General features: G+C 53.0%; 22 protein-coding genes. 8 read left to right on the top strand and 14 right to left on the bottom strand.

Annotated elements, in window-relative coordinates:
* Positions 1–122: 122 nt before the first annotated feature.
* Entirely contained in the window at positions 123–1,571 is a 1,449-nt protein-coding gene (locus tag ACIP1X_RS02800; RefSeq protein WP_400749130.1) for an aldehyde dehydrogenase, read from the bottom strand.
* 85 nt (positions 1,572–1,656) lie between these two features.
* The gene (locus ACIP1X_RS02795) at positions 1,657–2,487 is read right to left on the bottom strand and encodes a p-hydroxycinnamoyl CoA hydratase/lyase (protein ID WP_400749127.1); all 831 of its coding nucleotides are present in this window, start codon (positions 2,485–2,487) and stop codon (positions 1,657–1,659) included.
* A 431-nt stretch (positions 2,488–2,918) separates the two neighbouring features.
* On the opposite strand from ACIP1X_RS02795, the gene mhpT reads away from it, so the two are divergent.
* Positions 2,919–4,133 (top strand): 3-(3-hydroxy-phenyl)propionate transporter MhpT, encoded by a 1,215-nt coding sequence (mhpT, locus tag ACIP1X_RS02790; protein ID WP_400749124.1) that lies wholly within the window; start codon positions 2,919–2,921, stop codon positions 4,131–4,133.
* Between the two features lie 80 nt (positions 4,134–4,213).
* A complete protein-coding gene (locus ACIP1X_RS02785) occupies positions 4,214–5,458 on the top strand; it encodes an OprD family porin (RefSeq protein WP_400749121.1) in 1,245 nt (414 codons plus the stop codon).
* A 61-nt stretch (positions 5,459–5,519) separates the two neighbouring features.
* On the opposite strand, the gene ACIP1X_RS02780 is transcribed toward ACIP1X_RS02785, so the two are convergent.
* From ACIP1X_RS02780 to ACIP1X_RS02750, 7 genes are read right to left on the bottom strand one after another with little or no spacing between them, the layout of a single operon-like run.
* The gene (locus ACIP1X_RS02780) at positions 5,520–6,209 is read right to left on the bottom strand and encodes a DAPG hydrolase family protein (RefSeq protein WP_400749118.1); all 690 of its coding nucleotides are present in this window, start codon (positions 6,207–6,209) and stop codon (positions 5,520–5,522) included.
* 26 nt (positions 6,210–6,235) lie between these two features.
* A complete protein-coding gene (locus tag ACIP1X_RS02775) occupies positions 6,236–7,063 on the bottom strand; it encodes an IclR family transcriptional regulator (RefSeq protein ID WP_400749115.1) in 828 nt (275 codons plus the stop codon).
* Positions 7,060–8,652 (bottom strand): ATP-binding cassette domain-containing protein, encoded by a 1,593-nt coding sequence (locus ACIP1X_RS02770; RefSeq protein ID WP_400749113.1) that lies wholly within the window; start codon positions 8,650–8,652, stop codon positions 7,060–7,062. Before ACIP1X_RS02770 ends, ACIP1X_RS02775 begins: the two co-directional genes overlap by 4 nt.
* On the bottom strand, positions 8,649–9,623 hold the full coding sequence (locus ACIP1X_RS02765) for a branched-chain amino acid ABC transporter permease (RefSeq protein ID WP_400749110.1): 975 nt from the start codon (positions 9,621–9,623) through the stop codon (positions 8,649–8,651). The genes ACIP1X_RS02770 and ACIP1X_RS02765 overlap by 4 nt, the downstream gene beginning before the upstream one ends.
* Positions 9,623–10,498 carry a branched-chain amino acid ABC transporter permease gene (locus ACIP1X_RS02760; protein ID WP_259197938.1) on the bottom strand — a complete coding sequence of 292 codons (876 nt, stop codon included), beginning with the start codon at positions 10,496–10,498 and terminating at the stop codon, positions 9,623–9,625. Before ACIP1X_RS02760 ends, ACIP1X_RS02765 begins: the two co-directional genes overlap by 1 nt.
* Before the next feature lie 9 nt (positions 10,499–10,507).
* Positions 10,508–11,713, bottom strand: coding sequence for an amino acid ABC transporter substrate-binding protein (locus ACIP1X_RS02755; protein ID WP_400749107.1), 1,206 nt, complete (start codon positions 11,711–11,713; stop codon positions 10,508–10,510).
* A gap of 48 nt (positions 11,714–11,761) precedes the next feature.
* Positions 11,762–13,135 (bottom strand): outer membrane beta-barrel protein, encoded by a 1,374-nt coding sequence (locus ACIP1X_RS02750; protein ID WP_400749105.1) that lies wholly within the window; start codon positions 13,133–13,135, stop codon positions 11,762–11,764.
* Between the two features lie 744 nt (positions 13,136–13,879).
* On the opposite strand from ACIP1X_RS02750, the gene ACIP1X_RS02745 reads away from it, so the two are divergent.
* Genes ACIP1X_RS02745 through ACIP1X_RS02725 form a run of 5 tightly spaced genes read left to right on the top strand, consistent with a single transcriptional unit; the run spans position 13,880 to position 17,710 of the window.
* Positions 13,880–14,701, top strand: a complete 822-nt coding sequence (locus ACIP1X_RS02745; protein ID WP_259197944.1) for a cyclase family protein — start codon at positions 13,880–13,882, stop codon at positions 14,699–14,701.
* 5 nt (positions 14,702–14,706) lie between these two features.
* Positions 14,707–15,057 carry a cupin domain-containing protein gene (locus tag ACIP1X_RS02740; protein ID WP_259197947.1) on the top strand — a complete coding sequence of 117 codons (351 nt, stop codon included), beginning with the start codon at positions 14,707–14,709 and terminating at the stop codon, positions 15,055–15,057.
* Entirely contained in the window at positions 15,058–15,849 is a 792-nt protein-coding gene (locus ACIP1X_RS02735) for an SDR family NAD(P)-dependent oxidoreductase (RefSeq protein WP_259197949.1), read from the top strand.
* Between the two features lie 11 nt (positions 15,850–15,860).
* Positions 15,861–16,784 (top strand): 3-hydroxyacyl-CoA dehydrogenase family protein, encoded by a 924-nt coding sequence (locus ACIP1X_RS02730; protein ID WP_400749100.1) that lies wholly within the window; start codon positions 15,861–15,863, stop codon positions 16,782–16,784.
* Positions 16,781–17,710 carry a 3-keto-5-aminohexanoate cleavage protein gene (locus ACIP1X_RS02725; RefSeq protein ID WP_400749097.1) on the top strand — a complete coding sequence of 310 codons (930 nt, stop codon included), beginning with the start codon at positions 16,781–16,783 and terminating at the stop codon, positions 17,708–17,710. The genes ACIP1X_RS02730 and ACIP1X_RS02725 overlap by 4 nt, the downstream gene beginning before the upstream one ends.
* Before the next feature lie 142 nt (positions 17,711–17,852).
* On the opposite strand, the gene ACIP1X_RS02720 is transcribed toward ACIP1X_RS02725, so the two are convergent.
* Positions 17,853–18,611: an IclR family transcriptional regulator gene (locus tag ACIP1X_RS02720; protein ID WP_400749094.1), complete on the bottom strand. Its 759-nt coding sequence runs from the start codon at positions 18,609–18,611 to the stop codon at positions 17,853–17,855.
* Between the two features lie 290 nt (positions 18,612–18,901).
* On the opposite strand from ACIP1X_RS02720, the gene ACIP1X_RS02715 reads away from it, so the two are divergent.
* Entirely contained in the window at positions 18,902–20,056 is a 1,155-nt protein-coding gene (locus ACIP1X_RS02715; RefSeq protein WP_400749091.1) for an MFS transporter, read from the top strand.
* A gap of 98 nt (positions 20,057–20,154) precedes the next feature.
* Here the strand turns inward: ACIP1X_RS02715 and ACIP1X_RS02710 are convergent, their stop codons facing one another.
* The 4 genes from ACIP1X_RS02710 to ACIP1X_RS02695 form a co-directional block, all read right to left on the bottom strand.
* Positions 20,155–21,171, bottom strand: a complete 1,017-nt coding sequence (locus tag ACIP1X_RS02710) for an NAD(P)-dependent alcohol dehydrogenase (RefSeq protein ID WP_400749088.1) — start codon at positions 21,169–21,171, stop codon at positions 20,155–20,157.
* Between the two features lie 273 nt (positions 21,172–21,444).
* Positions 21,445–22,398 carry a PDR/VanB family oxidoreductase gene (locus tag ACIP1X_RS02705; RefSeq protein ID WP_400749086.1) on the bottom strand — a complete coding sequence of 318 codons (954 nt, stop codon included), beginning with the start codon at positions 22,396–22,398 and terminating at the stop codon, positions 21,445–21,447.
* Positions 22,395–23,447, bottom strand: a complete 1,053-nt coding sequence (locus tag ACIP1X_RS02700; protein ID WP_400749084.1) for a Rieske 2Fe-2S domain-containing protein — start codon at positions 23,445–23,447, stop codon at positions 22,395–22,397. The genes ACIP1X_RS02705 and ACIP1X_RS02700 overlap by 4 nt, the downstream gene beginning before the upstream one ends.
* A gap of 17 nt (positions 23,448–23,464) precedes the next feature.
* Positions 23,465–23,998, bottom strand: a complete 534-nt coding sequence (locus tag ACIP1X_RS02695; protein ID WP_259197963.1) for a 2,4'-dihydroxyacetophenone dioxygenase family protein — start codon at positions 23,996–23,998, stop codon at positions 23,465–23,467.
* Positions 23,999–24,127: the final 129 nt, after the last annotated feature.

Here is a 24,127-nt window from a genome sequence, read left to right as displayed (position 1 = left end):
GATTGCAACGCAAGGCGATCTCTAAGAGATCAAGCCTTCAGCGTGTTGAAGCACTGAAGAGTCAGCGCCTCGTGTTGTTTTTATTCGAAGCAGTAGAGAACCAATAAAGCGTGGGTACGCAGTTAAATTGGGTAGGCTCGATTACCATGCTGGATGGTCACCCATCGCAACTGGGTGAACTGGTCGATGGAAGCTTTGCCTCCAAAGCTACCGTAACCGCTGGCCTTGACGCCGCCGAAAGGCATCTGTGGTTCGTCGTGGACGGTTGGGCCATTGATGTGGCAAATACCCGACTCAATTTGTTGAGCCAACGCCAGGGCGCGCGAAGTGTCTCGACTGAAAATGGCTGCGGAAAGTCCGAACGCTGAATCATTGGCCAGACGAATCAACTCCTCGTCCCCGCTTCCGCGGATGACTACCGCGACAGGCCCGAACGACTCTTCGCGATATAGCTGCATGTCCGAAGTGACGCCATCGAGTAGCACAGGCTGCATGATGCTGCCCTCCACTTTGCCGCCACAAATGAGGTTTGCCCCCAACTCGATTGCCTGACCTACCATCCCTTGAATTCGTCGTGCGGCAGCACTATCCACGAGAGATCCCAATACAGAATTTTCATCTTCCGGATCACCTGCATGGAGCGTCTGAACTTTAACGGTCAGCATCTCAACAAAGCGGTCGGCGACGCTCTCGTCCACGATTAGCTTCTCGGTGGACATGCATATCTGGCCTTGATTGAAGTAGGCGCCAAATGCAGCGGCCTCTACTGCGGCTTCGAGGTCAGCATCGGCTAACACGACCAGAGGAGCCTTACCGCCTAGCTCAAGCAAGGCTGGCTTCAGATGACGCGCTGACAGCTCTCCGATAATCCGCCCGACATGTGTTGACCCTGTGAAGTTAACGCGTCGTACCGCAGGATTTGCGATCAATCGTTCAACAATCTTAGAGGCATCTTCCGGGGCATTACTGATGACGTTGACCACGCCATCTCCAAGACCTGAATCCTGGAGCACCTGTCCGATCAGATGATGAACGGCAGGACTAATTTCTGAAGATTTCAATACCACCGTGTTGCCACACGCTAACGGCATAGCGATTGCTCGAGTCGCGAGAATGACCGGCGCATTCCACGGTGCGATGCCCAGAATCACTCCGCAAGGTTGACGTATCGCCATGGCAAAAGAACCTGGTACGTCCGATGGAATCACGTTCCCCTGAATCTGGGTAACCATCGATGCAGCCTCACGCAATACGTTCGCCGCCAAGAACACGTTGTGGGCGTACCAGTTCGCCATGGCGCCGGTCTCACCCTTAGTAGCGACGAACTCCGCAGCTCTTTCAGTCATGAGCTCAGCCGCCCGCAGCAGTCGCGCACGACGCTCACTTGGCGGTAAAGCAGCCCATGCAGGGAATGCATCCTTGGCTGCCGCGACAGCTGCATCTGCATCTTCCACAGTGGCAGCTGCTACCTGAGAAACGACAACACCGCTCACAGGATTGCATCGCTCGAAGGTTTTCCCATTTGAGGCAGGCCTAGCTTGACCGCCTATCAACAGAGGAACGTTGAACATTGATCTCTCCTAGTTACGCAAAGGCTGATTGACGATCGGGCGTGACGTAGCGACGCGAATCTGCAGCGCTACGTGGTTGACGACCTCAGCGCTTGTAGGCCTGCAGACCCGGCTTGATAGATTTATCATCCAAGAATTGCTTCATGCCCTGCTCACGGCCGCCCTCGGTGTCGAGCAGGCGTGACTGATCAAGCTTGGCGTACAGGTAATCTTCGTTCTGCTCCCAGGTGAGTTCACGGCAGCGCTTGAAACCAATTTTCGCTGCCCGCAGCACGACAGGGTTCTTGTCCAAGAGATCTTGAGCCAGCAATACAACTTCATCGCGAAGCTGGGCCAGCGGGACACTTTTGTTGACCAGACCCATTTCGGCGGCTTTCTGCCCATCGAAAGTCTTGCCAGTCATGATGTAGTAAAGCGATTGACGATGCCCGACGGTATCGGCCATTGCCTTGCTTACCAGGTTGCCTGGCGGAATACCCCAGTTGATTTCCGAGAGGCCGAAGGTGGCTTCATCTGCCGCGATTGCCAGATCACAAGCAACCAGAGGACTGAAACCGCCACCGAAGCACCACCCGTTCACCATCGCGATCGTCGGCTTGGTGTACATCCGCAGCAGTTTCCACTGCCACTCAGAAGCATCACGACGGATACGCTCTTGAAGAATTTCCGGGCCCGCATCGATTTCTCGGAAGTATTCCTTCAAATCCATGCCGGCAGTCCAGGCTGAACCAGCGCCAGTCAATACCAGCACGCGAGCTTCGGCGTCCTGCTCGAGGACTTCCAGCACATCGCGCATTTCGCGATTCAGCGTAGGACTCATCGCATTGCGTTTCTCGGGGCGATTCAGGATCACCCAAGCGATGCCCTCCTCCAGTTCGACTTTTACGGTGCTCCAACGGTTTTCGTACTTGCTCATATCTCACCCCGGGTTTGGCTCGATGGCCGTTCATGGTGAAACGACAATAATCTTCGAAATATAGTTATGTCAATTAATCATTTTCTTCGTGATCAAATTTAGTGAAATGTTGCCTGGCGCATTTAGCAGCCCTACAAAAGCTTAGGCGGCTAGCCGATGGAGCCTTTGAATACGGTGCTTATACGATTATATTCGTTACAATTACCGATTTCCGCCCCAAAAGGAATAAATCATCACTCGTTGACTATCCTTGAAATTTGCATCTATGATCGCGAAAACTCGTTAACAGACCTAACGAATCACAATAACAATACCAACGAGAGCGCAATCATGGCCTTTGAATCATGCAAGCCACTCCACCATCGGGCGAAACCACCTGTCGTCCGTATCGATCTCACCAGCACAGAACCAAGGTATTTCGGGGGTGACTTATGAAGCCTGCTCGTAACCACGCCGTAATCACCGTGGCCTTGTGTTTCATCGTCGCACTGCTCGAAGGCGTGGATATTCAATCGGCGGGAATCGCAGGGCCAGGAATCGCCGCTCACTTCCAACTGGGTAAGGCGGAGATGGGCTGGGTATTCAGTTCGAGTATTTTGGGCCTGCTGCCTGGCGCATTTATTGGTGGGCTACTAGCTGACAGGATCGGACGAAAGACAGTGCTCATTGGCTCCGTCCTGCTGTTTGGTGCCTTTTCTATCGTCACCAGCATGGCTTGGGATTTGCCAAGTTTGCTGTCGGCAAGGTTCATGACTGGGCTGGGGCTTGGAGCTGCCCTCCCCAACTTGATCGCGCTGTCATCCGAATCGGCTCGAGAGACTGGGCGCGCAACTGCAGTGAGCCTGATGTATTGCGGAGTGCCTCTAGGAGGAGCGACCGCTTCGTTGGTAGCGATGCTTGGTGGGGCTGAGCAATGGCAGTTGGTTTTCCATGTCGGTGGGTGGGCTCCAATAATCGTCGCGCCGGTGCTCTACTTTTTCTTGCCTGAATCATCTTCGTACCAAGCAACGACCAGATCACCGAACGCTCAACCCCGTACTGGTATTGCAGATGGTTTGTTTGGAAGGGGCCAGGCAATGCCGACCCTGCTTTTGTGGATCAGTTGTTTCTTCACACTGACCGTTGTCTACATGTTGCTGAACTGGCTTCCCACATTGCTGGCGGGCCAAGGGTTCAGTCGATCAGAAGTTGGGACAGTTCAAACGCTACTGAATCTGGGAATGGCTTCCGGCTCCATTCTCGCCGGCGTACTCCTCGATCGCTGGAACGCCATCAAGCTCGTTGCCTTGATCTATGGCGGCATGCTGCTGGCCCTGCTCGGCTTAGGAGTATCAGCCAGCTTCGTAAATATGTTGATCGCCGGATTTATCGCAGGCTTTTTCGTGCTCGCCGCGCAGCTGATCCTGTATGCCTTGGCCCCACAGTTCTATCCCTCCGCGATTCGGGCGACAGGAGTTGGCTCGGCAGTAGCAATAGGTCGTTTAGGCTCCATGAGCGGCCCTTTGATTGCCGGTCAAATGCTTGCGTCAGGTACGGGAGTGGCAGGACTGATGCTGGCGGCATCTCCTGGAATTTTGGCCGCGGCTGCAAGCGTCATTGTTCTACTTCGTAGAGAAGAACGGAAAATGGCGCTGAGAATTGCATAACGCTTGAACGCTTCATAAGGCGACTGAGTAGTCGCCATGCTCTTTCGACTCATTTAAAAATAATAATAGAGAATCCAATCATGAATGCGGCTCAGTACGTAACTGCGCTGCTGCTTTCGCACGCGACCTGCTCTATAGCGAGCGGCTTCGTCGAGGACAGCAGCGCCACACTCGCTCTTCGAAACTTCTACATGGATCGTGACTTTCGCGACGGTAGCGGACAATCGCAAGCTCAGGAATGGGCTCAAGGCTTCCAATTTAATTTCAGCTCGGGATTTACCCCAGGGACGGTTGGTTTCGGGGTGAATACGTTAGCTATGGCAGGGTTCAAGCTTGACTCTAGTCCTGACCGCACAGGCACAGGCTTACTCCCTTATGACACCAGCGACCGAGAGCCACGCCCCAATTACAGCAAGGCAGGCGTAGCAGGGAAGGCAAGAATCTCGAAGACCGAACTTCAAATAGGGAGCGTCACGACCTTGGTGCCGGTCGCATTCCCTGTGACTGCTAGATTGTTTGCCCCTTACTATGAGGGCGCAACCCTTCAGTCAAAAGAGATCGACAATCTGACAATCAATGCAGCCTCATTTGATCGGCAGATTTATCGCGACTCAACCAACGGTGACAAGCTAAGGGTAAGTAGTCCTAATAACCGGTTTATCGGCAGTGCTGAGTCCGATTCGTTTTACTATGGTGGGGCCGAGTACCAGTGGAATCCTTCTTTGAAGACTAGCTACTACTTCGCGCAACTTCAGGACATCTATACGCAGCATTTTGTAGGCGCTACCCACAAAGCGGCCATCGGCAGCGATTCGCTGACTACAGAAGCTTATTTGTTTCGGAGCTTGGGCGATGGTGCAGAACGTGCAGGCAACGTCGACAATTACAACTTCAACATTAACCTAAGCTATCGCCATAAGGCTCACACCTTCAGCTTGGGTCATATGCGCCTCTCGGGCGAAAGCGCGATGCCTTATCTTGCTGGCACCGATCCTTACCTTATCGTTGGTGGGAGCCTCGTCTCAGAGTACATAAATCCGGACGAGCGCGTTTGGCAAGCCAAGTATCAATACGACTTTGCTGCGATGGCAATTCCTGGATTAACCGGCATGATCCGAGTTGTTCGAGGTGATAACGTTCACCTCCCACAATATGACTGGTCAGGCTCCGAATGGGAACGAGACATCGAACTTGCCTACGTTATTCAGCAAGGCACTTTCTCAGGCGTCGCCTTCCGTGTTCGACAAGGCCACTACCAGAGCGATTTTGCTCGTAACGTTGACGAGACAAGGCTCAACATTGATTACACGTTTAAGCTATGGTGAGCTAGCAATGAACTGTCGACCCTAAGCAGCCATCCCTGCAGGCTGCTTAGGGTTTCCAATGTTACCAGGGCGTTCCAACAGACAGCTTGTCGCGGTTCTCACTAACGTACAACGAAGGGAGGAAGCGAGATAAAAACGTGAACTCGTTGTAACAATGCATAAGCAGCGCCTGACCAAATTCTTCGGGCACCATTTCTGTAATAGTTTCCGCTCCCAGGCCCTGGGACACCAGGTCTTGCCCTAGGTAGAAATGGCTTCTGAGCACAAGTCCCCAGCTTGTGTCCCTTCCTATGTGTAACAACCGCCCCCCTAGTAGGCGACCCTCGTTGTCTCGTTTGGAAAGCCCTTCCTCAGGCGCAATACGAGCGCAGATCGCCGCGGAAACCCGCTTATCACGCTTCGCTCGTTCGTATCCGTCCGGTTCAAAAAACTCATGAGGATGGCGAAATTGAATCGCCAGCTTCTGAGAAGGCAGGCCTGAAAAATATTCTTCAGCTAAATGGATTGAGCCAATATGGGTATCAGCCGCGCCCTCAATCCAATGACTCGCAACATGATCGACAGGGTGCCACCAAATGTAGCGTTGAGTATCGGGTCTCGACCGGAACCACCATTCAAACATTTCACCTGAGCAACCGTGCATGTCAGTCCGGCAAGCGACATGTAGCACTCCGCTTTCAAGGCGCTCGAATCCTGTTTCGAGTTTCATTGGAGCACTTTCAAGCAACGCGGAAACCTGGTTCAGCTCCATGAGCCGCTCCTTAAAATTATTTAAAGTCAGACACGTGCAGCATTCAGGGTTTCTTGAATCGCAGACTTACATTTACCCAACGCGAGGGTCAGCTCTTTAAAGTCGCGAGTGAAACGTGACGCCGGGACGGTGATGCTCAATGCATACTGAAGACCCGCCGAATCGTCGACCATGGTGCCTACTGCACTGACGTCCTCGGAGTGCTCTTCAAAATCGTATCCGTAGCCAGTAGCCCTCACCTCTTCCAACTGCCGGATCAACTGATTGATATCGGTGATGGTATTAGCGGTATGCCGACGCATCTTGCCGAAAAGCAGATTTTTTACCTGTTCATCAGGCAACTGAGCGAGGTAAGCCTTGCCGTGAGCTGTGCAATACAGAGGGAACATCGCCCCTACTGATGACACGATCCGAAGCTTCCGATCTGACACAACTTGATCAATGAACAGAAATTGATCTTCAACGAGCATCGATAGATCGACGGTTTCGTTGACCTCCCTGGCCAGCGCCTGGAGATGAGGACGAGCAACGTTTTTCACGTCCATTCGGGCCAAGCTTCCTAAGCGTGCGATGGTAGGCCCAAGCTTCACACCCTGTTGAGTTGCAGACACCAAGCCCTCGCCCTCTAACGCATAAACTATGCGCTGTACCGTGGAGCGTGGGAGATTCACTCGCGCCGCGATCTGCCCCAGGCTCAAGCCATCGAGCTCCGCCCCTAAAGCATTGAGCACCGCCGCAGCGCGAGCGATAACCTGAATCCCATTTTCTCGAGAAACTTTGCTACCAAGTGGGGTAGGTTCATCTCCATAAATCGTGCTGGAGGCATGCACCAGATTTTTCAGGCTCTCGGTCATGCTATTGCTTCTCCGATATATAGCGATTTCAATCTGGGGTCGTGCTTCACGCTCCGCGCGTCCCCGGTCAACGCGATTTTTCCATGCTCAAGCACGTGAACCTCGTCCGCCAATTCCAGCGCCCTAGCGACATCCTGCTCTACGATCACCAAGGTGAGTCCGCTTTTCTTAAGCTCCATTAAGGCCATGTACAACCTATCCATCATTACCGGTGCGAGGCCGAGGCTAATTTCGTCAAATACAATCAGTCGCGGTCGTGCCATGAGGGCCCGACCAATTGCCAACATCTGCTGTTGACCACCGGACATCGCAGTCCCCCCATCATGACGTCGCTTATGGAGATCAGGGAACAAAGTGTAGATACCATCGAGGCGATCCAGGCGCTGATTCCTAGTGAGACCACGGGTACTGATCAGCAGATTTTCCTCCACTGTTAGGTTAGGAAAAATCTTCCGCCCTTCTTGGCATTGTGCGATGCCCAAGCGAGACCGTTCATAGGGCAGACTCAAGCCCGCATCTTTTCCATCGATCCTGAACTGTCCAGCGGTTGGTCTCAGTACACCACTGATGACGTTGGCCAGGGTACTTTTGCCCGCGCCATTGGTGCCCAGTATGGCTACAGTGCTGCCTGGGAAGACTTTAAGACTCACCCCTTGCAGTACTTTCGCCTGACCGTAACCAGCGTGAACCTGGAGGAGCTCCAGCAAAGGCTCACTAGGCTTCAGACATTCTGCATCGTCCAAGACGGCTTGTGGCAGCACGCCGACAGGGGACGTAGTTTTCTGTTCATGAGGGCTTTCAGTAACTGATTGAGAATGTCGATTGGCGGCATTCCCCAGGTAAATTTCGGCGACCTCCCTACTCGCTAGCACATCGCTGGTTGGGCCCTCGGCAATCTTTTTGCCAAAGTTTATAACCAGCGTCCGATTGCAACACTCTCGAACCACTCTTAGCACGTGCTCGATGATGATGATCGAATCGACCTTGTCTTTTAGAGAAAGAATCAGCTCAATTAGCTCACTGACTTCACTGTCGATCAGGCCTGCCCCCACTTCATCCAGAAGTAGGAGTCGCGGTCGGATGGCCAGCGCTCTGGCAATTTCCAATCGCTTGCGCCGTAGCAGCGGAAGGTCTTTAGCCAGCCAATCTTTTTGTTCAAGCAAACCGGTACGCTCGAGAATCTCCTCACAGAACGCTTTAGCCTCTCCAGCGCCAATAAGGGGGTGAAGAGCAAATTTGGCCGTTAGCAGATTCTCCATAACCGACATATTTAAGAAAGGCCGAGGTACCTGATAGGTACGGCCAATACCAAGACTAGCCCGGTAAGGCGCCTGTAGCCGGGTTACATCATTGCCTTCGAAGTAAATCCGCCCGCCACTCGGTGACAATGCTCCTCCCAGCAACCCGATGAACGTAGATTTGCCCGCTCCATTCGGGCCGATAACACCGCAGACATCCCCCTTGTGAAGCTCGAAAGAAATGCCTTGGATGGCATGTACGCCACCATATGACTTCTTAAGGTCTTCGGTACGAAGCAAAGGAGTTGATGCTGGGACGGTAGTATCCACCTCGCATTGATGTTTGATCACTTCACACCTCCCTGCGCCCGACGGTTGAAAGTTCGCTCAAGTAAACCGGCAAGCCCTTGGGGGGCGAAGCGGATGATCACAATCAAAGCGAAGCCCATCAGCAGAAGATGCACTGCGGGATAGTCGGCAAGCGCTTCGCTGAGTGCAACAACCAGTACGGCGCCAACGAGCGAGCCAAATCGCTTACCTTGACCACCAATGATCACGACCGTCAGCACATTTACCGTCCACTGAAGACCAAACATTCCATAGGGTTCGATGACACCCAGTTTCAGTGCCTGTAACCCGCCCGCAAGCCCTATCAGAAAGCTAGAGAGAGCAAAGACACCCAGTTTCACGCGAAACGCCCGGACACCTGCCTGTGCAGCAGCATCTTCATCATCTCGCACAGCACGAAGCAGCACTGAAAAGCGTCCCTGGGTACCAATCTGCATCAGCATCGTAGTTAAGACCAAGACGCCGAATGCCATCCAAAACAGTGCTTTAAGAGATGGCGAATCCTTGGCAAGAAAAATCCCAGTTGCGCCGCCAAAGTAGTCGGAGTTCACCATGAACATCCTGAGCGCCTCGGCTAGAGCCAACGTGCCTACGGTGAAATAAAGCCCTCGCATCCGGAAGACTGCTCTGGAAACCAAAAGAGCTAACACCATTGCCGCGATACCTGCGGCAAATACCGCTACTGACAGCGACGCGTCAAATCGATTCATCAAACCGACAAGTGTGTAGCCGCCAATCCCTACAAAGGATGCAGTACCCAGCGATACCAGTCCCGTATAGCCAGCCATTAGATTCCAGGCCTCGGCCATGATGAGCAGAAGCAAGAACTGGAACCCGACTTCTAACGCATAATTCCCAGCGGAAAGGCCAGACGCACCAATGACGATAAGCGCCATCAGCATCAACCCGCCGCTTTGGATTTTCAGCGTCTCAACCGACGGAACTTTCGTGGTTTTTGCGATGATCTGCCCCATTACGCAGCTCCTCGATTGAACATGCCAGCAGGACGAAAAGTCAGAACGACCAAGAAGAGAGTCAGGCCTACCAGGTCGCGATAACCGTCTCCCAGCGCCAAAGCACCAAAGCTCTGGAGAACTCCAAGGACAACCCCGCCAATCAACGTGCCGGGTATGCTCCCTAAACCACCTAAAACAACAATCGTGAAAGCAGTCAGGAGATATCCCGCACCAGTGGTTGGAGTGAACGCGAAGGCCGTACCGACCAACACTCCCCCCATTGCTGCGCAGCCAGCACCCAGGGCGAAAGCTAGCGAGTGAACCCGTTTCACGTTCACCCCATTGATAGAAGCGGCTATGGGGTCACTGGCGCTCGCCCGCAGCTCACGACCAAAGTGAGTTCGGGACGTTAGCCAGTACACGGCGCCGATTGCGACAATCGACACAGCAAATCCTATTAAATAACTGGTCGAGATGGTCAAACCGCCAACATGTATTGCTGTAGATGCGTAAGGAAGGTCAATAGCACGCGTGTCTGCACTGAACACGAGCAAATACAGGTTTTGCAGGATGATGGAGACGGCAAACATCGTCATCATCGATGCCTCCATGCCCTTCCCCGCCAATGGCGTTATTAATATTCGCTGCAAAGGGTAGGAAAGACACCCTATGGCACCTCCAATCAAAGGCAATGCCCATAGGGGATCAATTCCGAACCGGGTGAGGAGGAAGTATCCCAGGTACGCTCCGCCGACCAACAGTTCGCCATGAGCGAGATTTACTAACCTCATAACACCGAGCGCGATAGAGAGCCCGAGAGCGGTCAGTGCGAGGGTTCCACCCAGCAAAACACCTGAGGTAATGCTGTTTGCAATAACTTCAAAGGTTGGCATGTCAGCCTCCTACTGCGTGACAGCGAAAATTACGCCGGTGGTTCGCTCTTGGGGCCACACGACGATTGGTTTACCCGCTTGCCACTGCACGATCGCAGTCGGAATCTTGGAAGTATGATCAGCTGCGAACTTTACAGGCCCCACTACATAGCTTTTATCGGTGGCGGCTATCGCGGTGTTGATCGCATCCCGATCAACACTGCCGGCGGCCTCAATGGCGTCCAACAGCACCTGTGCCGCAGCATATGAATCTGCAATATGCTGGCTGAAGCTGGAGCCTGACTCACGTTCAAAACGATCGCCCAGCGCTTTCGATCCTGGATACGGAAAGCTCGGATCCCAATAGCTACCGACCATCACCCCATCTGCTAATTTGCCGAGGGCTGTTGCGAATTGCTCTGGCTCTGCGCCTTTTTCCATGAAGAGCACTTTTGGACGCAACCCTGCGGTTTCCATCTGCTTGCGAATGGCAACTGCCTGCGGCGTAATTGCGTTGACCAATACGATGTCGGCTCCAGAGTCTTTCGCCTTCATGAGCATTGAGCCGAATTGGGTGTTGTCGATCGGGAAAGATTCCTTCACCACAATCTCGTAACCTGCTTCGGCCGCAGCTTTTGGCCAGTACTCACCGCCAACAGCAGTGCCGTCGGGCCCGTTGTCATGAAGAATTGCGATCTTCCGATTAGTCGGTATCGCGAGTTCTTGCAGCATCTTAAAAGGAGCTTGAGCGACGTCTGGTTCATCGAAGAAAATCGACCAAACATATTTCCATTGCCGAACGGAGCGAAAGCTCGCAAGCGGACTACAACCCGTGACCATTGGTATTTGACTGCGTTCGGCCATTAGACCTCCGGCATTAACCAGCGCGGGTGTACACGACCCTAGTAATGCCACCGCGTTATCTCGATTGATAAGCGTCTGAACATTTCGGGAGGTGGTGACCGGATCGGTTTTGTCGTCCCGAACAACCAATTGCACCAGGCGCTTCTCACCCTTGATCGACACCCCGCCTTTCTCGTTGATGTCCGCAACGGCAGCTTCATAACCCCAACGCTGATAACCCCCAAAACCTGCGAGCGGCCCGGACAATGGTAACGATGCGCCAATCACGATTTTGTCCGACGCAAAAGCAGCGTGATGACACATCAGAACCAACGCCATCACTAAAAAAAGCTTGAAACGAAAGCTGTCAATCGAGTTAATTTCACGAGCCATTTCGATCACCTAACCTGTGTGGTAGTCAATGCAGTGCGATTGAGGGGGTTAGAAGTAAATCAACGCGTCTATCGAGAAAGTGGTTTGGTGTTCAGCGCGGCCGGCACCGTAAGCGCGCACACCATCGTTGTCTGACTGCCAGTCATATCGAATTTCCGGACGCACCACTAAATGGGGATGGAGATTCAGGTTGGCGCCAACGGTCACGGCGTTATATGACCCCGCGACTGTTGTCGTAGGCAGCAGTGCAAATCCGTCTGGATCTTCGAATCGTTCGACTCGTACGCCGTACTCAACCAACTTGCTGCTTTTGTATCGCAGCGTGGCATTCGCGCCGCGGTAATGTGCACCCGAGAAGGGCTGGCCAGTGATCAAGTCAATCGAATGATCGGCGTTACCTCGCTGCTTGCCGCTAAGACCTTCCACCGCCAACATCCAACGCTCATCGAAGTGGTGACGAACCAGCAACGAATGGTGATCTCGCCGCAGCCCTGTGTCAGATAGGATCCTTGAGACCGGCATTTGAATGTCGTGATCCAAATCGTTCTGTTCGTCCCCGCTCATGAAGCTGTAATCAACCCAAGTTCGCATGTCAGGACTTCTCCAGCGGAGAGCTCCCAAAGCGCTTTTCTGGGCATTGTTGTCTTGCCAGTTCTGACGTCCATTCACGACGCCCAACTCTGCTGCGAGCAAACCGTAGTTGTTACGGAACACATTCGTGGAGACCAGTACGCCAGCAACTTGATCGGGCTGCGACACAAGTGCGTAAGTGTGGGTGTAAAAGAAGTTAGGACTAGGACGTGTTGCCGGAGGAATCTCGTATCCAACCCCAGAGCCGAATCGGCCGACAGTCACTGCAAGCCCATCCAATACAGGCATATAAAACTGCAGATATGCCTGAGGCGCCGCCAGATAGTTCTGATGGCTAGTAGCAGCCTTTACTGAGTCATCATTGCCAGGACGGTTGATCGCCCATTGCTGATCAAAACCATACATTCCCGCCATCAAGCCATTGCGGCCGTAAATTAATTCGGCTGTGAAACCCCAAGAGAACTCTTCGGGCTTAGGCCCAGGGAGCGGAGTGATTCGAGGAAGGATGTTGGATTTTAGGGATTTCTCAGCAGTCAGCTGGATTCCATTGAGCTGAAACCCCTCATCATTTGCACCAACCACCGGATAGTTGGTATGGCCATCATTTGGCGACCACCCGGCATCGGAAGCGTCATTGTGAGACCAGCCAATCTGAGCCACGCCTTTGATTCGAACACCCGAAGACTGTTCGAAGTCATCTCCAAACATGGATCGAGCTAAAGCGCCGTCTCCCCATGCTTCTTCTTCGGCTCCTTGCGCCCACACACCGACCGAGCTTCCTAAAAAGCTCGCCGCGACACACGACATGAAGACACATCGATACTTAGACATTTCAACACCTTTCTTATTTTTATCGTGGAATTACACGCAACTCAAAGCCACGGCCTAGAGTATTCCTCTAGCGTGAGCCGAATTATTTCGCGGATGTAAGCATAGAAACTGGCTACTAATAACCAGATTAAGAGACAGCCTGCCCCCAAGAGAAGGACAGTCGATTTAAAGCGTTTAGTCTTGAACATGTGAGGCCTCTTATTTTTATGTTGACCGCATTGCGGTACACACCATCCACATGACTAAAAGACTATTTCTCACCCCTTTGGTTGTCAACACGAATCGATGACAGGTCATCATCACAACAGTGAACGAGCACGAAAATAATCGTCGCGATGATGATTTATTACCATTATTTTCAATAGCTTAGGAGAATTTAATGACAAAGATATTTATATATTTCAGTTACATTCTTATGTACCTGTAGGACTTAGTACCAGCGTACTCAAAGATAAAACGATTAGGTTACTATCTAAACTTACATTATAAAAATATGACTAAAACCCACAATGCGGTACAGCAACAAAGCTGAGGCTAATTTTCTTAAAAAAAATCATCTACGTGAAAATTCTTTTAAATCAAGAAGTAGAACGCAAAACAAGAAGTCTTAGTCCGTGATTCCGTCAGATGGACACTGCACTTGTATTGACAGCAAACAAAGTTGCGATCAAAACTTTAACCACATTGCGGCGTTGATAACCGTAATGCGGTACACACCAAAAACAACATAAAAGGTGATACGAGATGAGTTCTTACCCAAAAGCCGCTCCAAGCAGCACAGACTCCGTCGAATTTTTCGAACTCAGCCATCCTTGGGGTCTCGGCGTTCCGAACTGGCCGTATTTCGAAGACGTCAAAATCGAACGTATTCACTACCACGCCAAATCTGGTGTCCTCACTCAGCGCATCACCACGGTGATGCATAGCGGTACCCATATCGATGCTCCTGCCCACGTGGTAGAGGGGACTCCCTTCCTCGATGAAATCCCTCTGGAGCGTTTCTTCGGCACCGGCGTAGTTGTGTCGATTCCGAAGAAGAAGTGGGAGGTAATCACTGCCCAGGACTTGGAGAATGCGCGCCCTCGCATCCGTCCTGGCGACATCGTGATCATCAACACTGGCTGGCACCATCACTATGGTGACAACAGCATGTACTACGCATATTCGCCTGGCCTCTACAAAGACGCTGGGGAGTGGCTGGCCGCAAAAGGCGTGAAGATGGTAGGCGTTGATCAGCAGGCGTTAGATCACCCTCTCGCAACGGCCATTGGCCCACACGGTGTTGGCCCATTACTGCCGCGCGTTATGGAGGAATACAAAGAAGAAACTGGCCGAGAGGTCATCGAGGATTTCCCTCTGTGGGAGCCTGCGCACCGCGCCCTGCTTACTGCCGGTATTCCAGGCATTGAGAACGTGGGTGGTGATCTCGATAAGGTTACCGGCAAGCGCGTTACGTTTGCCGCCTTTCCATGGCGCTGGACGAAGGGCGACGGCTGCATCGTCCGCCTGGTTGCCATGGTCGATCCCGAGCAGAAATTCCGCATCGAAGCTGGCGCTGAGGAGTAAGGGCTATGTTCGTCACTCGCATTGAGGACGCACATCCCTACCAGCCTCCTGGGCATCACGACATCTACTGCTTGCGGCTGCAGGGGGCTGATGCAACCCCTGCTCGCGAGACAGTAGTGGGCCTTTCCCATCTGCTCCCCCAGGGTGGAGCGGTATGGGACGCATCTGGCCAAGAGAAGGTGTACTTCGTCTGCAGTGGCGAAGTCACCGTCTGCACTGATGACGAGGAAGTAGTCCTCAAACCATTTGATTCTTGTTGCATCCAGGCCGGTGAACGCCGTGCCGTGGTCAATCGAAGCAATCTTCCCGCAAGCATGCTGGTTGTGATGCTGCCCATTCCAGCGAAGGAGGTCTGAATGTCAAACAATACATCTGGACGATTTTCCGTGGCCGGTAAGGTCATCGTCATCACTGGTGCGACCGGAGCATTGGGAGCTGCCGCTGCGAAAGCTCTGGCGTCGGAGGGGGCCAAGCTCGTCTTGGTCGCAGGCACAAAAGACAAGCTCTCCACTCTCAGTGAAGAGCTTTCCGGCCAAGGCGCTCATATCCTCGCTATCTCAGCTCGTCCTGAATCAGACGAGATCACTCGCTCAATCATTGAGCAGACCATCCAACATTTTGGGCGTTTGGATGGAGTCTTAATTGCTTCCGGTGTTAACGACGTTCGACTGGCCTCTGATTTTCCTGTCGACGCATGGCAGGCAGTCATGGATGCGAACGTGAAGAGCTCATGGTTGATGGCTCGAGCAGCTGCCGATCAATTCATGCAACAAGAGGGCGGTGGAAAAATCGTCTTCGTCTCGTCTACTCGAGGAAAGCTGGGGCACTCTGCTGGCTATAGCGCGTACTGCCCTTCGAAACATGCCGTGGATGGGCTTACCCGCTCCTTGGCGTGTGAATGGGGACGCCAAGGTATCCAGGTAAACGCCATCGCTCCCACAGTGTTTCGATCTCCTCTTACGGCATGGATGTTCGAAGACACAGAAAGGGGAATCAATGCCCGTACGGGAATGTTGGCCCGTATCCCGCTCGGTCGACTCGGCGAACCCGAAGATTTGGTTGGTGCTACGCAGTTCCTGCTCTCAGGGGCATCGGATTTCTGCACCGGTCAGATTTTCTATATCGATGGCGGCTATACCGCCGGCTAGGGATTAAACATATGACTACCCAAATCGCTGTTATAGGCTCCGGCCTAATGGGGGCCGGCATCGCTCAGGTTTTTGCCGCCAATGGATATACCGTACGGGTATATGACTCCTCTGAGGCCAGCCTTCAATCGCTTACGACTAAGGTTCGCAACGGGCTGCAAAACCTTGGACTTGATGATGGCCTGGCCGTGAACGTTAAGCCTTGCACTGAACTCAGCGAGGCAGTTGCGCAAGCTGATGTAGTGTTCGAGGCTGGCCCGGAAAAACTGGAAATAAAAAAGGAGATCTTTTCTGAGCTGGCAAGGTTGGCACCGCGAGAGGCAATCTTTGCAAGTAACACTTCTGTAATCCCGATCAGGTACATCGGCGAGCATCTTGATTCACAGGTTCGCGCCCGAATCGTAGGCGCGCATTGGTGGAACCCAGCACCGTTGATTCCTTTGGTCGAGGTCATTCGTACGGAAGATTCAGCTGACTGGGCGATCGACCGTGTTTATGACCTATTGCTTTCATGCGGAAAGCTGCCTGTTCGCGTAAACAAAGATGTGCCCGGTTTCGTTGGCAATCGCCTTCAACATGCACTCTGGCGCGAAGCCCACGCGATCATCAGCAATGGTGTCTGTGACGCTAACACCGTCGACCTTGTCGTCAAAAACAGCTTCGGCTTACGGCTGCCAGTATTCGGGCCTATAGAGAACGCGGACATGGTAGGGCTTGATTTAACCCTGGACATTCATTCGGTGATTCTTTCCGACCTGGACAAGTCCAGCCAACCTTTGCCTAGCCTCACTGAGCGGGTCAATCGCGGCGAGTTGGGAGCGAAGACGGGGCGCGGCTTTCTTGAGTGGCCTGCAGGGCGTCAAGCCGAAGTGACTGAACGGCTGAATAACCACCTGACCCGGATGCTCAAGCCACAGACGGAGCGTCAGAAATGAGCAATCAAAAAATCATCGTGACATGCGCGATTACTGGCGGGATACACACCCCAACGCTGTCACCTCACCTGCCCTACACTCCTGATCAAATCGCAGAGCAAGCGATCGATGCCGCTAACGCCGGCGCCGCTATCCTTCATTTGCATGCACGCGATCCGGAAAACGGACGGCCGACAGGTGATCCGCAAGTATTTGGAAAATTCTTACCACGCATCAAGGAAGCGACTGACGCGGTGATAAACCTCACCACAGGCGGCAGTCCGGAAATGACGCCTGAAGACCGACTCGCCGCCGCGTTGAAATTCAGTCCTGAAATGTGCTCGCTCAACATGGGGTCGATCAACTTCAGCTTTCATCCGCTCGCGGGCAAAATCAAGGAGTGGAAGTTCGACTGGGAAAAAGATTACATCGCCACCAGCGACGCATTCATTTTCCGTAATACATTCCGCGATATTGAGCGCACGCTTGAGTTGATGCGTGATCATGGCACCCGTTACGAGCACGAGTGCTATGACGTTGGGCATCTCTACAACCTCGCGTTCCTCGTAGACAAAGGCTTACTGAAGCCGCCGTTCTTTATCCAGGGGGTCTTCGGCATTCTGGGAGGCATTGGATCGGATCCGGAAAATTTGGTCTTCATGAAGCGCACCGCGGACAAGCTGTTCGGTAAGGACTACGTGTGGTCAACACTCGCCGCCGGTAGAGCACAAATGGGGATGGTCACGCAGTCTGCGATGCTAGGAGGACACGTACGGGTCGGCTTGGAAGACAGCCTGTTCATCAGTAAGGGCCAGCTTGCTGTAAGTAACGCCGAGCAGGTTACCAAGATAAAGGCGATTCTCACTGAGCTAGGTATGGAGATTGCAACGCCCGCTGAGGCTCGAGCGATCCTCGGGTTGAAAGGGAAAGATAACGTCAATTTCTGAATTGCCTTTCAGCGCTCCCACTAAGCCCCTGCCCCGCCAGGGGCTTTTCAATGAGTGCCAAAATTCACCAGGTGCCGCATGCAACATCACTGATCATTCGTAGCCCTGGAGATCTAGCAAGCCCAACACTTGATCAGCTACGTCAGGGAACACCTATCACCGATTCAATCTCTGCTTTGCATTGCAACAGAGCCGCTTTCAGTTCGTCGAAGTTTTCTTCGAAACGCAGCATCGGAACCGCAAGCGCGAGCGCATATTGGTCGACAAATCCCGTGTGCAGGTGGATACCAATTCCGCAAACCCCGCGAGCGTGCTCCTCTCGATCCACGGCGTAACCGGCGCGTGAGATATTCACTAATTCTTTTCGGAGTGCCTTCACGTCTTTCAAGGTGTTCGCCGTGCGCGTGTCGAACGAATCAATTGTGGAAAACATCGTCTCCAAAACCTGTTCCTTGAGCACAGCCAGCAACGCCTTGCCGTGGGCGGTGCAATGGATTGGGAAGGCGGTGCCGATTGGAGAAACAACACGCAACTCTTGATTAGATACGTATTGATCTACCAAGACGGAATGGGTGCCCCGATAAATACAGAGATCGACGGTTTCTCCTGTTTTACGCCCCAACGCCTCGATGTATGGGCGAGAAATGCCAATGACATCTTTATGCGCTGAAGCCGCCAGTCGAACCAAAGCCGGCCCAAGACGCACGCCATTTGTATCAGTGATTACCAACTGCTGAGCTTCGAGGGATCCCACCATGCGATGCACTGTCGTACGCGGCAGTCCACAGGCTTCACTAAGTTGACTGAGGCTCGCACCAAACGGGAATTTTTCGAGTGCCGATAGCATAGCTGCCGCACGAGCGATCACCTGTTTACTGGAAGCTTCCTTGTCTTGGCTCATTTGGGATCTCTAGGCGTTACCAGAAAGCGAGAATCATACCCTATCAACCCAATCACCTTTCTCTCCTAGTGACAGCACTTAAGAGAGGACAGCGCTCCATTTTCTTAAATCCGTCGCCTGCCCTGCTGTCTCCAATCACTTAAATCCGTCCCTATCCTCAACCTGTGTCACCCCCTCGCAATCAGCCATTAGGCGGACACGCCTTGACACCCGAGGGGAAAAAACCGAGCATCTGTTCCGCACAACGGATTTTAATCCCATAGAACGGACAGTGTTTTCTCGGAGTGAGTATGCCCACATCACCATCCCCCCCTTCAGGCTTTGCGGCGTTTACGCTTCTCGCAGTCGCTTGTCTCACCATCATGGTGGGATGTGTCATCGTCCCAGGATTGCCACGCATCGCAGCGGAGTTAGGCATTGATCATGGCGTTGGGTTACTGGTTACCTTGCCGGCATTAGGAGTCGTGCTATTCGGGCCGCTTGCTGCCAGGCTGGTGCAACGTTACGGCTTGTATAACTCACTGCTTATTGGACTGGTGGCCTATGGCGCCCTAGGCATCGTTGGCGCAGTACTGCACGGCCCTTGGGCAGTCTTCGCTGATCGACTCTTGCTTGGAGCTGCGACTGCATTGGTGATGTCCAGCGGCACGGGAATGATCTCTGCGTTGTACGATGGCTCAGCCCGCCTGACGATGATTGCCAGACAAGGCATGGCCATCGAACTCGGTGGCGTGATTTTCCTGTTCATCGGTGGACTGCTGGCCACGATCGGATGGGCTTGGCCATTCACGCTGTATCTCGTTGCATGGGTGTTTGCTGGAATGTTGTTGTTATTCGTACCCCGCACGCAGTCGAGCGTTCAGCCGGTTAGCAACGCCATGACCCACACCGCGATGCCAAAGGCCCTGAAGATTGTCTACGTTGCAGCAGTGCTATCTATGCTCAGCTTTTTTACCGGCATAATTGTGCTGCCGATCTCGCTGAATGAAATGGGGATGAATGAGGCAAAGACAGGCTATTTCCTCTCCTTTGTGTCGCTGATCGCAGTCGCCGCCGCGGCCATTATGCCTCGCGTCGTGAAGCGCGTTGGCGAGCATGCAACGCTCGCGATCTCCTTCATCTGTTACGCCATTGCCCACATGTTCTTTGCAGTAGGCGAAGGCGTCTCGACCTACCTGATCGGCGCTGTTGCATTGGGCTCAGGCTTTGGACTATCCGTGCCGCTGGTGAACCATATGACAATTGAGCAAAGTCACAACCAACTTCTAGGGCGCAACTTAGCCTACCTTTCCATGGCTATTTTCTTCGGACAGTTTGTCTCTGCGGGAATGGAGCTGATCCCTGGAAGACCCAGTGCAATATTTGCCTGCGCGGCGGGCTTGGCAGTCATTAGCGCAGTGGGTTTACGCACCAGCCATCAGCGACTCCGCACCTCCACTTCTTGAAGACGCGTAGCAACTAAGGATTCGAGGAAGGCTGACCCGACTGGCAACCTTCCTCGTATCAGTTTCAGGATAAGCGTAGAGGCGACCGGCGAGCCTGCCTATCGATGATCGATCGCGATTTTCCCGAAATGCTTACCGCTCTCCATTTGACGCAGTGCATCACGCAAGTTTGAGAGCGAATACGTCGCATCGATTATCGGCCGGATTTTATTGACCTCCATTGCCGAAATCATCTCCTGCAAGTCACTGCGCGAAGCCACCGTCAAACCTTGCAAGCGGATTTGTTTGCCCATCATGGCTGCTAAAGGCACATAACCTCCAATACCTGTAAGCACGCCGATCAACGCTATTCGCCCTCCCACTCGGCAGGCTTCAATGGATTGAGGGAGCGTACCTTGTCCCCCTATTTCAATGACATGGTCAACACCCTGTCCATCGGTCAACTCCCTGACGCGCTGCCCCCACTCAGGCACCTCGATGTAATTGATGAGATCATCTGCTCCAAGCGAACTGATTCGCTGCAGTTTCTCATTACTAGAGGACGTGGCGATGACCCGCGCGCCGAGCATTTTGCTGAACTGCAAAGCAAAGATCGACACGCCCCCGGTACCAAGAATCAAAACTGAATCACCAGGTTTAACTTTATTCTCAACCACCAATGCCCTCCATGCGGTAAGGGCAGCGGTTGGCAGGGATGACGACTCGAGCACATTAAGATGTCGAGGAGCCCTAACAAACCAGCTCGCTGGCCGGATGACGTGTTCGCGAGCGTATCCATCCACACCATCCCCCGGAACAGTGGAGAACCCTGGAATGCCTTGCCGCCCGTCAATCCATTGCGGGAAGAAACAGGATATGACTTGGTCGCCTTCACAAAACTCAGTTACTCCAGCGCCTACAGCTTCGACGGTTCCTGCAGCATCTGACAAAAGGATGCGACCAGCCTCAGCAGGAAGACGTCCTAAAATTACATTGTAATCATGCTGGTTCAGTGAGCTCGCTTGTAGCCTCACAGATATTTCACCGGGCCCCGGATCTGGTTGGGATAAATCGTTTTCTGTCAGGATCGAAATATTGTCGATACCTGGTGTTGAGCCTAACCGTGCTACTAGCATCTGACCTTTCCTTGTTATGAAAATGGCGGATGTGCATTCCATTGACTCAGTGCAGCCGAAACAAAATAATCATCAATGGATGATTTATCATGAGCGCGTACGAGCTTATCGTCAAACCGAATTCAAGGCCGACTTCTCAGGGTGCAAGCTTGAACGACAAGAGGCTGATTATGGTTAAGAAACGGAGGGGATTGGAGCGTTAAAACATGGGAAGGCTGCACATGTCGGCCATGGCTTGGCAAAACGACGATGTGCAGCAGGTTTCGCAGCTTGCTAGATATCCAGCACCAGGCGTTCGGACAGAGATCCTGAACAACATATGGCCAGATGAGTGTTGAGCGCTTTCTCCGCGCTATTCTGGAAACTATCGCGGTGATCACCCGTTCCTTCAATGATCCGCGTCAAACAGGTGCCACAGACGCCTTGCTCGCAGGACAGTTGCACGTCCACTCCTGCCGCTTCGAGCACATCCGCAATCTTCTCTCCAGGATTAACCTTGAATGCTGCACCGCTACGAGCCGCGACGACGGTGAAAGTTTTTTCTACACCGTCAAACGGTAGTGGCTGAAAGTGCTCCTTGTGAACTCGACGCTGATCCCAACGGCACAGATCCGCCGCTCTGATCACCGCCTCCATGAATCCTTCTGGCCCACACAGATAAAGATGCCCGCGATCAGAAGAATTGAGAAGACTCTCCAAGTCTATCCGGACGTCATCATCGGCGTGTATTTGAACGCTTCCCGAGAACGGCCCCTCAAGAATTTCTTTGGCGAATGCGGCGCGCGCTCGAGAACGGACGAAATAATGCAGAACGAACGGACGGTCATTGACATGAAGGTGCCAGGCCATCGCCAGTAAAGGAGTGATTCCAATTCCACCTGCGAGCAGAAGACTCGGCTCACTGCTTTCTAATAACGGAAAGAGATTTCTGGGAGCACCAATGTGCAAGCGATCACCCTCCCTGATCGTACTGTGCATGCTTGCCGATCCCCCCCTGGAGCTTGGATTCAGGAGAATACCCAGTCGATACCCGGAGGTTTCCGGGTTATTGCATATGGAATATTGGCGGATGGCCCCAGCCGGTGTGAGGACGTCGATATGGGCTCCAGGTTCGAAGGAGGGCAGCGTGCCACCTTCGAACGGAACAAGATCAAGCACCATTACACCCACTGCACTATCTGTTCGCTTTACCACGGTGACTTCAAAGGGCAAGCGCTCGCTTTTCATGACTGCGCCCTCCCCGCGTCTATGGCAGCAAGCTCGCGTTCGCGAAGTTGCTTTAAGACCCGACGCGCCCTCAGAGCTCCCGTATCGACACCCAAAAGAACTGGACGCAACGCATCGAAATCCTGCCCGTCCATCATTACCTGGACTCGCTCGATGATGGGCACATCCTCCATGACAAACGCGACCTTCACCGTGGAGTCGATAGCCTGATCGACTTCAGTATCATGCAGTTTGAATGGACGGCTGACAGACCAAAAGTAATGCGTAGAGTTTTCTGTTTCGGGTGTCAGGAAGTGGTTGAAGTATGCCCAAACCCCCTGTTCTCGCCCAAGCCCTGCTGGCGACACTCCAACATCCAGCCGCATGATACCCGGTGGATCCCATCGCATATTCAACCAGTGATCGACGGGTTTGCCGTAGTTGTCGAATAACGCATCCCACACCGGAGGAGCAAGGTCATCCGGGCACCAGCGATTGGAAAACACTGTGTCACCCTCTTGGATAACCTCGTGTTTACCATGCTTGATTGCGTCACTACCTAAGCCACCTGCATGCAGATACTCGACATGAGAGAGATCCATCAGGTTGTCGGCGATCAATTGATAGTTTGCATTGACTGGAATCAGCCCTGCCAATGTTCGCATCCCTTCATCACTGACAAACGAGAAATCAGGGATACGATTAGTGTCGGCCGCGGTGTGTTCACCCATCCAAATCCACAATGCGCCATGTCGGATGGATACAGGGTACGTCAACAAGCGAGCCGCCCTGGGAATCAGTCCGTCACCATGAGGATTGTGTACGCAAGCCCCCGTCTTAACATCAAAATGAAGGCCATGATAAGGACACTGGATAACACCGTCCCCCACGATTTTCCCTTGATCCAAGGGCGAAAATCTATGAGGGCACCGGTTGCTAGATGCACTGGGAGTGCCATCACCCAACCTTGTCAAAAGGATGGGTTCACCGCAAATCTTGCGGGCCAGCGGGCCCGCATCCAGCTCGTGTTCTAGGGCCGCGACATACCAAACGTTCTTCAAGAAGCTCATAGGGCCTCCTCGCTGCACTAGCGGAAAAGAGTATCGACAAGGTCAGCGCCGAGCCCAACCTTTTCGTAGTGCTCACGACACATTGCGATGTAGTCATGCACATCGAAATGCCCAATGGAGTTGCCTGCTTCATCAAGCCATATCAACGGCCCTTGAACGATAAAGAAAACACGCATTGGCTCCTCATGCTCAAAGGCAACCAATGTGTGTCCTTCTCCGGGAGTCTCATAGACGAAGTCACCGCGCGTGGCAGTCCAATCATGCTCGAGATAACCCCACTTGCCGGAGATCGTATAGGCGAAAACTTCATGAGGGTGGTAGTGGCGATTGACCAAGCCGGCTTCACGAGCGAGCAGGATGTCGCACCAACGATTTTGCTGTGGGGAAATCCATAACGGGCGGGATGCAACTGTTTCAGTAAAAGGCACGTAATACCGCTCATCCTCAGTGGCGGCATTGGGTATGTAGGCTTCGGGCAAGGCATCAGGCTTGAACGGGGACTCGATTGGCCGGATGTCGCGCCAGAACTCTGAGATTGCGTTGGCTACCATGGTTGTTGTCTCCAGTGCGTTGTTGTTATGTTCTGGTGACGACTGTAACCACTCACTGTCTAGGGCATTTGCCTCGCCGGGACGCGATGCTTGACTCGCTGGGACATTGGGATAATCACAACAACAAGA

The sequence above is a fragment of the Pseudomonas sp. NPDC088885 genome (assembly GCF_044750025.1).
GTDB classification, from domain to species: Bacteria; Pseudomonadota; Gammaproteobacteria; order Pseudomonadales; family Pseudomonadaceae; genus Aquipseudomonas; species Aquipseudomonas rustica.
Note: the sequence above shows the minus strand (reverse complement) of the source record. Positions and strands in the feature narration are given on the sequence as shown.